The sequence below is a fragment of the Allobosea sp. 05L423 genome (assembly GCF_056397745.1).
In genome coordinates this window covers 173,203-186,115 of the sequence record NZ_JBFTOA010000003.1, presented here as the reverse complement: position 1 = coordinate 186,115, position 12,913 = coordinate 173,203, and the positions used below count along the sequence as shown (strand labels likewise).

Annotated in this window: 13 protein-coding genes; 4 read left to right on the top strand and 9 right to left on the bottom strand. The window is 66.6% G+C overall.

The genetic code is table 11. The annotated features are described in order from the left end of the window. Positions 1 to 90: 90 nt before the first annotated feature. Genes pheT through pheS form a run of 3 tightly spaced genes read right to left on the bottom strand, consistent with a single transcriptional unit; the run spans position 91 to position 4,833 of the window. Positions 91 to 2,514, bottom strand: a complete 2,424-nt coding sequence (pheT, locus tag AC1DNE_RS09005) for a phenylalanine--tRNA ligase subunit beta (RefSeq protein ID WP_476764910.1) — start codon at positions 2,512 to 2,514, stop codon at positions 91 to 93. A 26-nt stretch (positions 2,515 to 2,540) separates the two neighbouring features. Continuing rightward, positions 2,541 to 3,722 carry a ceramide glucosyltransferase gene (locus AC1DNE_RS09000; RefSeq protein ID WP_476764909.1) on the bottom strand — a complete coding sequence of 394 codons (1,182 nt, stop codon included), beginning with the start codon at positions 3,720 to 3,722 and terminating at the stop codon, positions 2,541 to 2,543. A gap of 28 nt (positions 3,723 to 3,750) precedes the next feature. Next, on the bottom strand, positions 3,751 to 4,833 hold the full coding sequence (gene pheS, locus AC1DNE_RS08995; RefSeq protein WP_441468788.1) for a phenylalanine--tRNA ligase subunit alpha: 1,083 nt from the start codon (positions 4,831 to 4,833) through the stop codon (positions 3,751 to 3,753). 113 nt (positions 4,834 to 4,946) lie between these two features. On the opposite strand from pheS, the gene AC1DNE_RS08990 reads away from it, so the two are divergent. Then, positions 4,947 to 5,723, top strand: a complete 777-nt coding sequence (locus AC1DNE_RS08990) for an LOG family protein (RefSeq protein WP_441468973.1) — start codon at positions 4,947 to 4,949, stop codon at positions 5,721 to 5,723. A 134-nt stretch (positions 5,724 to 5,857) separates the two neighbouring features. On the opposite strand, the gene rplT is transcribed toward AC1DNE_RS08990, so the two are convergent. Together rplT and rpmI are read right to left on the bottom strand one after the other, a co-directional pair. Further along, positions 5,858 to 6,232 carry a 50S ribosomal protein L20 gene (rplT, locus tag AC1DNE_RS08985; protein WP_441468789.1) on the bottom strand — a complete coding sequence of 125 codons (375 nt, stop codon included), beginning with the start codon at positions 6,230 to 6,232 and terminating at the stop codon, positions 5,858 to 5,860. A gap of 28 nt (positions 6,233 to 6,260) precedes the next feature. Then, on the bottom strand, positions 6,261 to 6,461 hold the full coding sequence (rpmI, locus tag AC1DNE_RS08980; protein ID WP_377846399.1) for a 50S ribosomal protein L35: 201 nt from the start codon (positions 6,459 to 6,461) through the stop codon (positions 6,261 to 6,263). 271 nt (positions 6,462 to 6,732) lie between these two features. Here rpmI and AC1DNE_RS08975 point away from each other — a divergent pair, with 271 nt between their 5' ends. After that, positions 6,733 to 7,758 carry an amino acid ABC transporter substrate-binding protein gene (locus AC1DNE_RS08975; RefSeq protein ID WP_476764908.1) on the top strand — a complete coding sequence of 342 codons (1,026 nt, stop codon included), beginning with the start codon at positions 6,733 to 6,735 and terminating at the stop codon, positions 7,756 to 7,758. A 24-nt stretch (positions 7,759 to 7,782) separates the two neighbouring features. Here the strand turns inward: AC1DNE_RS08975 and AC1DNE_RS08970 are convergent, their stop codons facing one another. Continuing rightward, a complete protein-coding gene (locus AC1DNE_RS08970) occupies positions 7,783 to 8,991 on the bottom strand; it encodes an MFS transporter (RefSeq protein ID WP_441468791.1) in 1,209 nt (402 codons plus the stop codon). Positions 8,992 to 9,093: 102 nt separating this feature from the next. On the opposite strand from AC1DNE_RS08970, the gene AC1DNE_RS08965 reads away from it, so the two are divergent. Continuing rightward, positions 9,094 to 9,681: a TetR/AcrR family transcriptional regulator gene (locus tag AC1DNE_RS08965; protein ID WP_441468792.1), complete on the top strand. Its 588-nt coding sequence runs from the start codon at positions 9,094 to 9,096 to the stop codon at positions 9,679 to 9,681. Between the two features lie 124 nt (positions 9,682 to 9,805). On the opposite strand, the gene infC is transcribed toward AC1DNE_RS08965, so the two are convergent. Both infC and AC1DNE_RS08955 read right to left on the bottom strand, forming a co-directional pair. Continuing rightward, the gene (gene infC / locus AC1DNE_RS08960; RefSeq protein ID WP_441468974.1) at positions 9,806 to 10,348 is read right to left on the bottom strand and encodes a translation initiation factor IF-3; all 543 of its coding nucleotides are present in this window, start codon (positions 10,346 to 10,348) and stop codon (positions 9,806 to 9,808) included. A 117-nt stretch (positions 10,349 to 10,465) separates the two neighbouring features. Then, positions 10,466 to 11,683 carry a glycosyltransferase family 4 protein gene (locus tag AC1DNE_RS08955; protein WP_476764907.1) on the bottom strand — a complete coding sequence of 406 codons (1,218 nt, stop codon included), beginning with the start codon at positions 11,681 to 11,683 and terminating at the stop codon, positions 10,466 to 10,468. 107 nt (positions 11,684 to 11,790) lie between these two features. Between AC1DNE_RS08955 and AC1DNE_RS08950 the strand changes: the two genes are divergently transcribed. After that, on the top strand, positions 11,791 to 12,567 hold the full coding sequence (locus AC1DNE_RS08950; RefSeq protein WP_476764906.1) for an alpha/beta hydrolase: 777 nt from the start codon (positions 11,791 to 11,793) through the stop codon (positions 12,565 to 12,567). Between the two features lie 22 nt (positions 12,568 to 12,589). Here the strand turns inward: AC1DNE_RS08950 and AC1DNE_RS08945 are convergent, their stop codons facing one another. Further along, on the bottom strand, positions 12,590 to 12,856 hold the full coding sequence (locus tag AC1DNE_RS08945; protein WP_441468795.1) for a BQ00720 family protein: 267 nt from the start codon (positions 12,854 to 12,856) through the stop codon (positions 12,590 to 12,592). Positions 12,857 to 12,913: the final 57 nt, after the last annotated feature.

Here is a 12,913-nt window from a genome sequence, read left to right as displayed (position 1 = left end):
AATCCCGGGCGGAGCGAAGCGCAGACCCGAGAATCCCGATCAGGAGATGCTCGGGTCAAGCCCGAGCATGACGCAGGCGTGGTGCCGCTCTCAGCCGCGCAGAGTTGCGCCGTAGCGCTTGCCCATCTCTGCGACGATCTTCGAGCCGACGGCCTCGATCTCGGCCTCGGTCAGGGTCTTCTCGGTCGGCTGCAGCGTCACGGCGAGCGCGACCGACTTCTTGTCGGCCTCGACACCCGGCCCCTCATAGAGATCGAAGACGCCGACATTCGCGATCAGGACACGGTCCGCGCCCTGCGCCGTCCTGGCCATGTCACCGGCCGCCACTGCCTTGTCGACGATGAATGCGAAGTCGCGCGTCACCGGCTGGAAATCGGAGAGGGCGAGCTTCGGCTTGACCTTGGTCGGCTTGGACTTGGGCAGCGGCAGCGCATCGAGATGGATCTCGAAGGCGACCAGCGGCCCCTTGACGTCGAGTGCCTTGAGGATGCGAGGATGGACCTCGCCGAAAGCACCGACGATGCCCTTCGGGCCGAACTGCAGCGTGGCCGAGCGACCGGGATGGGCCCAGCCAGGGCCGCCCGGAACGATCTGCAAGCCGCCGGTCGGGACGCCGAGGCCGGAGAGCAGGCCGAGCACATCGGCCTTGGCGTCGAAGACGTCGACATTCTTGGCGCCGCCGTCCCAATGACGGCCAACGCCGTCGAGGCGGGCGGTGCCGCGACGCAAGCCGGTCGCGGCGATGAGCTGGCCCTCCGGCTCGTCGCTCTTGAAGACCTGACCGACCTCGAACAGAGCGACGTCGGGGAGACCGCGGTCGGCATTGGCCTGCGCCGCCCGGATCAGGCCCGGCAGCAGAGACGGGCGCATGTCGGAGAGATCGGCGGCGATCGGGTTGGCGAGCGCGAGCTTGGGCGAGCCGCCACCGAAGAGCTTGGCCTGGTCATGCGAGATGAAGGACCAGGTCACGGCTTCGACGAGGCCACGCGCCGCCAGGGTGCGCTTGGCGATGCGCGTGCGCTTCTGGAGCACGGTGAGGACCGGCTTGACGACCTCGCCCTTGATGCGCGGCAGCGGCGTCGAGGCGACACGGTCGAGACCAGCGATCCGGACGATCTCCTCGACGAGATCGGCCTTGCCGCCGACATCGGCACGCCAGGACGGGGGGGCAACCTTCACGCGGTCGCCCGCGCCCGAGACGTCGAAGCCGAGCGAAGTCAGCGCCGCCTGCATCTCGTCCTGCGGCAGGTCGAGCCCGGTCAGGCGCTTGACCTCAGACCAGGGGAAATCGATCGTGGCCGGGCTGCCAGGCAATTCGCCGACGAACTCCATCTCGGAGGCCTCGCCACCGCAGAGCTCGATGACCATCGCCGTGGCGAGATCGAGGCCCGGACGGGCGAAGTCGGGGTCAACACCGCGCTCGAAGCGATAGCGCGCATCCGAGTTGATACCGAGTGCGCGGCCAGAACGGGCAATGTTGAGCGGGTCCCAGAGGGCGCTCTCGATCAGCACGTCGGTCGTCGTTTCGCTGCTACCCGAAGCCTCGCCACCCATGATGCCGGCGAGCGACTCGACGCCGTGCTCGTCGGCGATCACGACCTGCTCGTCGGTGAGCGTATAGGTCTTGCCGTCGAGGGCGAGGATGGTCTCGCCCGCCCTGGCGCGGCGGACGGTGAGATTGCCCGTCACCTTGGCCGCATCGAAGACGTGGAGCGGCCGGTTGCGGTCGAGCGTCATGAAATTGGTGATGTCGACCAGCGCGTTGATGGGGCGCAGGCCCACTGCGCGCAGACGCGCCTGCAGCCAATCCGGCGACGGGCCGTTCTTCACGCCCCTCACGAGACGCAGCGCGAAGGCCGGGCAGAGCTTGCGGTCCTCGTCGGTCAAGTCGAGCGTGACCTTGACCGGGCATGGGAACGAGCCGCGCACCGGCTGGATCGGCTGCGATTTGAGCTTGCCGATGCCGGCGGCCGCCAGGTCGCGAGCGATACCGGCGACGCCCAGCGCATCGGCGCGGTTCGGTGTCACGGCGATCTCGATCACGGCGTCGTCAAGCCCGGCATAGGTCGCATAGGGCTGGCCGACCGGCGCGTCAGCGGGCAATTCGATGATGCCGTCATGGTCGTCCGAGAGCTCGAGCTCGGCTTCCGAGACCAGCATGCCGTTCGATTCGATGCCGCGGATCACGCCCTTGCCCAGCGTGACCTTCTTGCCGGGGATGTAGCTGCCCGGCGGCGAGAACACGCCCTTCATGCCGGTGCGGGCGTTCGGCGCACCGCAGACGACCTGGACGGGCTCACCGGTACCGGTGTCGACCATGCAGACGCGCAGGCGATCCGCGTTCGGGTGCTGCTTCGCCTCGATGACATAGGCGATGGTAAAGGCCGACAGCGCGGCGGCGCGATCCTCGATCGCCTCGACCTCGAGGCCGATACGGGTGAGGGTTTCGGCGATCTCGGCGACTGAGGCGTCGGTGGCGAGGTGCTCTTTGAGCCAGGAAATCGTGAATTTCATCGCGCTATCGGGTCAGTATCTTCGGATCAGTCGGAAATCTTCGCGTTCGCCGCCGAAAGCTTCGGGGCCGTATCGTTGAGCTCATTGGTGCCGTCAGCGCGGATCTTCATCGCGTTGCCGCGCCAGCTCACCTCGCCACCGACGAAGGCATAGGCCCAGACGCCGGGGAAGGAGATATCGCGCACGAGCATGGCAATGGGCGCGCGCCAGTTCAGGAACCAGCCGACGCTCGCCGACAGAATGATGTCGCCGGCATACCAGAGCAGCAGTACCAGCAGCGGCGGCGCCCAGAACGGCAGGCCCACAGCCGAAGCACCAAAAGCCGCCAGCACGGCTGCCAGGAACGGCGTGGAGAGGATCTCCAGCATGAAGAACGGCAGGAAGGTGACACGCCTAAGCCGCGCCCAGCGGAATTGACGCTGCACCGCATCCGCCAGACGGCGCGGCCCCAACGGCTGCTCGAAGGGCTGGCCGACGAGATGGACATGCCTGCCGGCCCCGCGCACGAGCTTGGTGGCGGCGGCATCCTCCGCGATCTCCTGCCCGAGCGCGGCAATCCCGCCATTCGCATCCAGGAAAGGCTTGTTCCAGAGCATCGACTTGCCCTGCGCGAAGCCGAGCCCCAGCGCCTCGCCGACATATTGCCAACGCGCCTGGAAGGCATTGAGGAAGGCGCATTCAACCTCGGCGCCGAAGCTCTGCGGCCGCGAGCCGGCCGGCGTCGAGCAGACCAGGCCGGTATCAGGCTGCCAGGCTGCGAGCATGCGCTGGATATAGTTCTTCGGCATCAGCACGTTGGAATCGGCGAGGATGACCCAATCGGTCGTCGCCTCTTCCCAGCCCCGGACGCAGTTGTTGAGCTTGGGATTGGCGCTGACGGCGACGTCGCCGACGATGAGCCGGACTTTCTCCGTGCCATGGGTTCCGATCAGCTCCTCGATCAGCGGGATGATCGGGTCGTGGGCATCGGCGACGCAGAAGATCGTGCTGTAGCGGGGATAATCGAGCTCAAGGCCCGAGACCGCGGTCTCGCGGCTGAAAGCCTCGATGCCGCGCACCGGTCTGATGATCGTGACCGGCGGCAATCTGTCGAGCAGGGCGGAGCGCTGCATGGGCCGGCGCAGCCGCCAGAGCGCGATGGCCTGGCTGACCAGGTTCATCGCAACCAGCAGCACGGCGATCGCCGCCGCCCAGCCCGCAGGCGTCATCGCGCCCTCCCCTGCCCGGTCCGTGCCGTCATGAGGAGAGGCCACCCGTCAGCGTTGGCAGGTCGAGCGGGCGGAAGCCGTAATGGGCGAGCCAGCGTACATCCGCCTCGAAGAAGGGGCGCAGGTCCGGCATGCCGTATTTGAGCATGGCGATGCGGTCGATGCCCATGCCCCAGGCGAAGCCCTGATAGACCTCCGGGTCGAGCCCGCAATTGCGCAGCACGTTCGGGTGAACCATGCCGCAGCCGAGGATCTCCAGCCAGTCGTCACCCTCGCCGAAGCGGATCTCCCCGCCCTTGCGCGAACACTGGATGTCGACCTCCATCGAGGGTTCGGTGAAGGGGAAGAAGGACGGGCGGAAGCGCATCTTCACGTCGTCGATCTCGAAGAACGACTTGCAGAACTCTTCGAGGATCCACTTCAGATGACCGAGATGGGCCGACTTGTCGATGACGAGCCCTTCGACCTGATGGAACATCGGCGTGTGGGTCTGGTCGGAGTCGTTGCGATAGGTCCGGCCCGGGCAGATCACGCGGATCGGCGGCTGCTGCGCCAGCATGGTGCGGACCTGCACCGGCGAGGTGTGGGTGCGCAGCAGCTTGCGCTCGCCGTTCGCGTCCGGCGCGAAGAAGAAGGTGTCGTGCATCTCGCGGGCGGGATGGCCGACCGGGAAGTTCAGCTTGGTGAAGTTGAGATCGTCGGTCTCGACATCCGGCCCTTCGGCGATGGCAAAGCCCATGTCGCCGAAGATGGCGGTGATCTCGTCGATGACCTGGCTGATCGGATGGATGCGGCCGCGCGCCTCCGGGCCGTCCTGAACCGGCAGCGACACGTCGACGCGCTCGGAAGCGAGTCTGGCTTCGAGAGCAGCCTCGCCCAGCGCCTCCTTGCGGGCGGCGATCGCTCCCTGCACGCGATCGCGCAGGCCGTTGATCTGCGGGCCCTTTTCCTTGCGCTCATCGGCCGTCATCGCGCCCAGCGTCTTCAGCAGCGCCGAGATCGAGCCGGACTTGCCGAGGGCGGCGATGCGCACATCCTCGACGGCGGCTTCATCGGCGGCAGAAGCGATCGCGGCGAGGACGTCGCGTTCCAGGGTGGCGATATCGATCATGAACAGGTCGCAAGCGTTTGAAGGCGTGGGAACGGGCGCGTTCTAGCGGGAACGGCCGGCTTATGCCAGAGCGAAGCGACGCTTTGCCGAACAACCCGGCGCAGCCGATGCCGATGCAGGAGGATGCCTTGCCCGACAACACCCATCAGAAGGAATCGCCGTCCTACCGGCTCGCCGCGCTCGACCCGGACTTCATCCTCGGTGATTCGACCCGCGGCGTGCGCTTCATGCTGGAATACCAGAAGGCCGAGGACCATCTGCGGGCGCGCGGCGTCGTCTCGACCATCGTCGTCTTCGGCTCGGCGCGCGTGCGCGAGGGCAATCCCTGGTACGAGGCGGCAAGGCAATTCGGCCGCATCGCCTCCGAGCGCGGCGGCGCGCTGCTGGACGGCGAGGCCGGACGCCATCACGTCATCGCCACGGGCGGCGGGCCCGGCATCATGGAAGCGGCCAATCGCGGGGCCACCGAAGCCGGTGCGATCTCGATCGGCTTCAACATCACTCTGCCGCACGAGCAGGAGCCGAATGCCTGGTCGACGCCCGACCTGACCTTCCTCTTCCATTATTTCGCGATGCGTAAGATGCATCTGGCGATGCGTGCCGCGGCGCTCGTCGTCTTCCCCGGCGGCTTCGGTACACTCGACGAGTTGTTCGAAATCATGACGCTGGTCCAGACCGGCAAGATGGGGCCGGTGCCGATCGTGCTCTACGATTCCGGCTACTGGAAGGGCCTGCTCAACCTCGACCGGATGGAAGCGGCCGGCTTCATCCGCCCGGCGGATCTGAAGCTGTTCGCTTATGCCGATACGCCGGAAGAGGCCTATGACCGGATCGTCGCGGGCGCCGGCGACGGCTGGAACCCGCCGGGCAACGGCAGCGTGCAGACGTGATGCGGCCTGCGCCTCTTTCGACTAGAGATTCTCGGGTCCGCGCTGGCGCCGCCCGAGAATGACGGGGGAAGGCGGCCCAAAGAAAAAGGCCGGCGTCACCGCCGGCCTTTCCCAATTCAGCAATATCAAACCGCTCAGGCGGCCTGGGCCTGCGCGCCGAGCGCCCCCTTGACCGTCTCGACCACGGCGGCGAAAGAAGCCGCATCGTCGATGGCCATCGCGGACAGGGTCTTGCGGTCGAGCTCGATGCCGGCCTTGATCAGGCCGCCGATGAAGACCGAATAGGTCAGGCCGTGCTCACGCACCGCAGCGTTGAGACGCTGGATCCAGAGAGCGCGGAACGAGCGCTTCTTGTTCTTGCGGTCGCGATAGGCGTACTGCATCGACCGATCGACGGCCGCCTTGGCGGCGCGGATCGTGTTCTTGCGGCGGCCATAGAAGCCCTTGGCGGCCTTCAGTGTCTTCTTGTGCTTGGCGTGGGACGTTACGCCCCGTTTCACGCGAGCCATGTCATGATCTCCGGAATGTCAGGGGGCGTCAGCCGTTGGGGAGGAAGAACTTCTTCACGTTGGCCGCATCGCCCTCGAACAGGACGGTGGTGCCGCGGTGATTGCGGAGCTGCTTGTTGGTCCGCTTGATCATCCCGTGACGCTTGCCGGCCTGGGCGTACATCACCTTGCCGGTTCCGGTGATCTTGAACCGCTTCTTCGCGGCCGATTTAGTCTTGATCTTGGGCATTTCAGCTCCTCAATGGTCGCGGCGCCGCGCTTTTTTGAACGCGTTGCCAATGTCTTGCTTTCAGGAAGCAAAGCACGACCGCCACGGCAGCCCTTATCAGCCGGGCGATCGAAGGCCGGCCCTATCGCAGAAAAGTGCCGTTCTGGCAAGTGCGAAGCCGGCAATGCCATGTGAGGCTGCCCGTAAAAGCAGCAGCAATCCACGCGCTTCCTTCAGACGCCTGTCACAACGTAAGGTCAACAGGCGCGTTCCGCATCTGGAGAATCCCCCCGTGAAGAAGCTTCTGCTCAGCCTCGCCGCAGGCCTCGCCCTGACGGCTGCCGCCTCGGCCCCAGCGCTTGCCCAGTCGACCCTCGATAAGATCAAGGCACGCGGCAACATCATCTGCGGCACCAGCGAAGGCGTGCCCGGCTTCTCCCTGCAAGACAAGAACGGCATCTGGCGGGGCTTCGACACCGATGTCTGCCGGGCGCTGGCCGCCGCGATCTTCAACGACCCGGACAAGGCGAGCTATCTCTCGCTGTCCAGCAAGAACCGCCTCGTCGCGCTGCAGTCCGGCGAGATCGACGTGCTCGCCCGCACCACAACCTGGTCGCTCGGCCGCGACATCGGCCAGGGCGTCACCTTCACCGCCATCAACTATTATGACGGCCAGGGCTTCATCGTCCGCAAGAAGCTCGGCGTGAACACGGTGAAGGACCTCAACGGCGCTTCGGTCTGCGTCGCGCAGGGCACGACCACCGAGCTCAACCTCGCCGATTACGGCCGCACCAACGGCATCAAGTTCGAGACCGTCGCCTTCGCAACGCTGGAGGATACGGTGCAGGCCTATGAGGCCGGCCGCTGCGACGCCTACACCACCGATCTCTCGGCGCTGGCCGGCACGCGCGGCAGGCTGAGGAATCCCGACGAGCACATGCTGCTGCAGGAGGTCATCTCCAAGGAGCCCCTCGGCCCCTGGGTCCGCAAGAACGATCCGGCCTGGTTCGATCTCGTGCGCTGGACCGTGATCGCGACAATCAATGCCGAGGAGCTCGGCGTGACCCAGGCCAATGTCGAAGAGCTGGCGAAGACCTCGCAGAACCCGGAAGTCCGCCGCATGCTCGGCGCCGAAGGCAAGTTCGGCGAAGGTCTCGGCCTGACCAACGACTGGGTGGTGCGCATCATCAAGGCCGTCGGCAATTACGGCGAGAGCTTCGAGCGCCATTTCGGTCCGAAGACCAGCAACCCGCTGCCGCGCGGCGTCAACAAGCTGTGGACGCAGGGCGGCCTGCAATATGGCCCGCCGATCCGCTGACGCGCCGAAATGCGGGCCGGCCGATCAGGCCGGCTCGCAAACCACCGTCTCCTTCCGCTCGCCCAGCAGCCGGCTGTAGCCGAGGAGCGTGACGATCAGCGCTACGGCGCCGGCCGCGACCGAGATCCAGAAGCCGCTGCGCGCCCCGAAAGCATCGATCAGAGCGCCGGCGGCAGAGGCGCCGAAGGCCATGCCGATGCCGATGCCGGTGATGCCCCAGGTCATGCCCTCGGTTAGCTGGCGCGGCGGCACCAGCCGCTCGATCAGCCCCATGGCGATGATGATCGTTGGCGAGACGGCCGCGCCAGCCATGAAGAAGACCAGCGCCAGCGAAGCCAGGCCGGTCACTGCCAGCAACGGCAGCGTCGTGGCCGCCGCGAGCGCGATCGCGGCGACGAACTGCGTCGCGAGCGAGGCCCTCAACCGCAGCGTGCCGAAGACGAGACCGACGATCAGGGAGCCCGCGGCATAGGTGGCGAGGACGACGCTCGCCATCGCCTTCTGGCCCTGCGCCTCGGCGAAGGCGACAGCGGTGATCTCGGCGGTGCCGAAGATCGCGCCGACGGCAATCATCGCCAGCACGACGACCTGCACCCCGCCGAGCCGGATGACGGACGCATCCATTCCCGCCGAGCGGGCTCGGACAGGCGGTTCGGTGCGGCGCTGGGCGCAGAGCAGCGGCACGCCGACCACCAGGAATATCATGGCGGCAAGCGGCCCCGCCTCGGGGAACAGGGCGACACTCAGCCCGATCGCCACGATCGGCCCGACAATAAAGATGACCTCGTCGACCACCGATTCGAAGGCGAAGGCCGTGCGCAGCTGCGGCGTGTCGCGGTAGAATTCCGTCCAGCGCGCCCGCACCATCGCGCCGATGCTCGGCATCAAGCCGGCGAGCAGCGCGAAGAGGAAGAGCAGCCAGCTCGGCGCGCCCGCCCAGGTCGAGATCATGAGGCCGCTCAGCGCCAGGGCCCCTGCCCCGGCGGCCGGCATCAGCACCCGGCGCTGGCCATAGCGATCGACGAGACGCGAGACCTGCGGCGTGATCAGCGCGCTGGCCAGCGCGAACACGGCGGCGACAGCGCCGGCAAGGGCGTATTCGCCGCGTCGCTCCGACAGCATGGTGACGATACCGAGGCCGACCATCGAGGCCGGCAGACGTGCGACGAAGCCAGCGGCGGAAAAAGCGAGCGCGCCGGGCACCCGGAAGATCTCGCGGTAAGTGTTAGGCATGGCTTGTCCCGAAGGAAGCGGACATATGCCGCGTATACGGATGGATAATTGCATACGCCGCGTATGTCAATTAACATACGGGACGTATGTGAAAGGGATGTGATGGCCCGCAGACTTCGCGCCGACATGATCGCGGAAACCCGCGCCAGCCTGATCGCCGCCGCGCGCGAGGCATTCGGCTCGGTCGGCTATGCGGCTGCATCGATGGACGACCTCACCGCGGCAGCGGGCCTCACCCGCGGCGCGCTCTACCATCATTTCGGCGACAAGAAGGGCCTCTTCGCCGCGGTGCTCGACCAGATCGACGCGGAGATGACGGTCAGGCTGCGCGCCGTCTCGGCCAAGGCGGAGGATCGCTGGACCGGCTTCCGCGACGAATGCGCCGCCTATCTCGCCATGGCGCTGGAACCGGAGATCCAGCGCATCGTCCTGCGCGACGGGCCGGCCGTGCTCGGCGATCCCTGGAACTGGCCGATCCAGAACGATTGCATCCACATGATGACCAGAGGACTGGGCGAGCTCGTCGCGGACGGCGTGCTGGCGCCGCTCGATCCGGAGGCCGTGGCGCGGCTGATCGTCGGCGCGACCCAGCATGCGGCGCAATGGATCGCGCATGCTCCGGAACCCGAAGCCGCCCTTCAGGCCGCGACCGACGCCTTCGACGCGATGCTCGGCGGACTTCTGCGCTAGTTCTTTACCTTAGTCTTCACGCGAACCGGCACACACTTCGCTCGAGAGTGCTCCGACCGGCATGAAAAAGGGCGCCGGAGGCGCCCCATTTCTCGACCCGAACGAGATCGTGAGATCGTTCGCGTTAGCGCGGTGCGAGCACCATCACCATCTGGCGGCCTTCGAGCTGCCAGTCGCTTTCGACCTTGGCGATCTCGACGAGATCGGCCTTGACGCGCTCGAGCACCTTCACGCCGAGGTCCTGATGCGCCATCTCGCGGCCGCGGAAGCGCAGGGTGACCTTCACCTTGTCGCCTTCCTCGAAGAAGCCCTGCATGGCCTTCATCTTCACGTCGTAATCGTGCTTGTCGATGCCGGGCCGGAGCTTGATCTCCTTGATTTCGATGGTGCGCTGCTTCTTGCGCGCCTCGGAAGCCTTCTTCTGCTCGAGAAAGCGGAAGCGGCCGTAATCCAGGATCTTGCAGACGGGCGGAACGGAGTTCGGGGCGATCTCGACCAGATCGAGACCGGCATCCTCGGCGATCTTCAGCGCCTCGAAGAACGACACTACGCCACGGTTGGCGCCGGTATCGTCAATGAGCTGTACCTCGCGAACTCCGCGGATATCACGGTTCGAGCGGGGACCTTCCTTGGTCGGGGCCGGGGCAGCACGGTAAGGGCGACGAATGGGGTATTCTCCTGTATTTGGCGCAGTTCGCGCCGTTGATTCAGACACATTGCATAATGATGCGCGTTGTCAATGCATGACGCCGCTGCGGCAGGCATTCGCCCGCGCCTTGACACCTCAGCGTTCCAGCAGCGCGCAGTAGACGTCGAGGGTCTCGGTGACCATCGCTTCCAGCGAAAAGTGCTTCTCCACATGCTCGCGCGCTCTCCTCGCCAGCGCATCGCGCGCGGAAGGCCGCAGCGACAACGCCTCGGCGAGACCGGCCGCCAAAGCGGTCGCGTCGCCCGGCGGGACGCGCCAGCCGGTGCGCTCGCCGGGAGTGACCTGCGGCGGGGCGAGCACCGTTTCGGGCACGGCGCCGAGATCGGAGACCACGACGGGCGCGCCCATCGCCTGCGCCTCCACCGCGACGCGGCCGAAGGCTTCGGGCTCGGTCGAGGGTACGGCAACGACCGCGGCCGAGAGCATCGCCGCCGGCATATCCGTGCAGTGGCCGACGCGCCGGACACGGCCTTCCAGCCCCGCCTTGGCAATAAGCCCGTCGAGTTCCTTCATATAGCCGTCGCGCCCTTGGGCGTCGCCGGCGAGGATGAAGGCGGTATCGGTATCACCACCGTCCCGCATCAGGCGTGCAGCCTCGATCAGGACGCGCTGGCCCTTCCAGCCGGTCAGTCGGCCAGGCAGCAGAACGATGCGCTGATGCGGCTCGACGCCCCAGGCCTTGCGCAACGCCTGGATCCGCTCCGCCCCGACGGCTGCCGGTGCAAAAGCCGAGAAATTGGTGCCGCGGTTGACCACCCTGATCCGGTCCCGCGCCATCGGATGCTTCGCGAGAATCAGCTCGGCCGTGTAGCCGGAATTGGCGATGACGACATCACCGCGCGCCATCACCGAATTGTAGAGCGTCTTCACCGCGGAGCGGCTGTTGTAGGATCCGTGATAGGTGGTGACGAAGGGCAGCTTCAGCAGCCGCGCCGCGCCGAGCGCGACCCAGGCCGGCGCGCGCGAGCGGGCATGGATCAATTCCACCCCCTCCTGCCGGCAGAGCAGCACGAGCTTGCGGATATTGAGCGCCATCGCGACCGGGTTCTTCGACGCCGCCGGGAAAGGCAGCCAAACCCCGCCCTTGGCCTGAAGCTCGGCGACGAGGCGCCCGCCCTCGGTCGCGACCAGCGCGCGGGCGCCCGCATCGGTCAGTCCCTTGGCGATGTCGACCGCGGTCCGCTCGGCACCGCCCGCCTCGAGCTCCGGAATGATCTGCAGGATCGTCCGCCCCGCCAGCGGATGCGTTTCGGTAGAAGGCAGCGAAAGATGGGCACCCGGTTTGAAGGACATGCTCTCTTGGTCTGGACTTTCATTCGTTGGGGCGAATATGCCCCTATCGGAGAGCCGCCGCAGCCTTTAATCGCCGCGGCCGCGCGATTCGTCACAGGAGATTTGCCTTGGAGCGCCAGCCGCCGCAATGGCTCAAGGTCGGAGATGGGCCCGCCGGACGCCGCCTCGCCTATCTGATCCAGGACGGCACGGGAACCCCCGTGGTCTGGCTCGGCGGCTTCCGCTCCGACATGCGCGCGACCAAGGCCGAGGCGCTTGCAGACTGGACCCGAGACGCGGGGCGAACCTATCTGCGCTTCGACTATGGCGGGCATGGCGAGAGCGAAGGCGACTTCGCCAGCTTCACCCTGTCGGACTGGCTGGCGGACGCGCTTGCGGTCATCCAGACCCAATGCCGGCAGAGTCCGATCCTCGTGGGATCCTCGATGGGCGGCTGGATCGCGCTGCTCGCTGCGCGCCGCCTGTTCGGCACGCCGCTGCAGCCGGCCGGCCTCGTGCTGATCGCGCCCGCCGTCGATTTCTCCGAGGAGCTGATGTGGGCGCAGATGCCCGATGCCATCCGCCGGACGATTCTCGAAGAGGGCGTCTGGCAGCGCCCCTCCGAATATTCACCCGATCCGACTCCGATCACCCGCGCCCTGATCGAGGACGGGCGCCAGCATCTGATGTTCGGCGGCGAGATCAAGGCCGGCTGCCCCGTCCACATCCTGCAGGGCATGCGCGATCCCGACGTGCCCTGGCGCCAGGCGCTGAAGCTCGTCGAACATCTCAGCGGCGATCCAGTCGTCCTGACGCTGATCAAGGACGGCGATCATCGCCTGTCCACGCCGGAGGATATTGTGAGGCTGCAATCGGCGGTCGCCGGGATGGCGACCGCGCCCTGAGCGGCTGGAAGCCTGGTCAGCGTCAGTGGACGCTGACCATCTTCAGATCATGCTCCCAGGCATTGGCCGTGGCGGCCTCGCGCGAATCCGTGACGAGGATCGGCGCGCCGTCGGCCGAGAGCAGAGTGAAGAGCTGCAAGCCGGACTCGATCTTCGGAGCCTGCGGAAAGATCCGCATCAACTCGTCAGAGGTCATCGGCTTGACGTAAGCGACCTCGCCGGTGCCGAGCGCGGCGAATTCCGCAGGGGTCAGCGGGTCGGCCTGGATAAGGATTCTGTCCTGTTTCATCGCGCCCTCCTTCAGAGCAGTGCGAATGCGGTTCTGATACTGCGCCTTCAATTATGA

Bases quoted from the DNA above. Each gene is read 5' to 3' on its own strand.
- pheT (WP_476764910.1), bottom strand. From the start codon at position 2,514: ATGAAATTCACGATTTCCTGGCTCAAAGAGCACCTCGCCACCGACGCC.
- AC1DNE_RS09000 (WP_476764909.1), bottom strand. From the start codon at position 3,722: ATGACGCCTGCGGGCTGGGCGGCGGCGATCGCCGTGCTGCTGGTTGCG.
- pheS (WP_441468788.1), bottom strand. From the start codon at position 4,833: ATGATCGATATCGCCACCCTGGAACGCGACGTCCTCGCCGCGATCGCT.
- AC1DNE_RS08990 (WP_441468973.1), top strand. From the start codon at position 4,947: ATGCAGGAGGATGCCTTGCCCGACAACACCCATCAGAAGGAATCGCCG.
- rplT (WP_441468789.1), bottom strand. From the start codon at position 6,232: ATGGCTCGCGTGAAACGGGGCGTAACGTCCCACGCCAAGCACAAGAAG.
- rpmI (WP_377846399.1), bottom strand. From the start codon at position 6,461: ATGCCCAAGATCAAGACTAAATCGGCCGCGAAGAAGCGGTTCAAGATC.
- AC1DNE_RS08970 (WP_441468791.1), bottom strand. From the start codon at position 8,991: ATGCCTAACACTTACCGCGAGATCTTCCGGGTGCCCGGCGCGCTCGCT.
- AC1DNE_RS08965 (WP_441468792.1), top strand. From the start codon at position 9,094: ATGGCCCGCAGACTTCGCGCCGACATGATCGCGGAAACCCGCGCCAGC.
- AC1DNE_RS08955 (WP_476764907.1), bottom strand. From the start codon at position 11,683: ATGTCCTTCAAACCGGGTGCCCATCTTTCGCTGCCTTCTACCGAAACG.
- AC1DNE_RS08945 (WP_441468795.1), bottom strand. From the start codon at position 12,856: ATGAAACAGGACAGAATCCTTATCCAGGCCGACCCGCTGACCCCTGCG.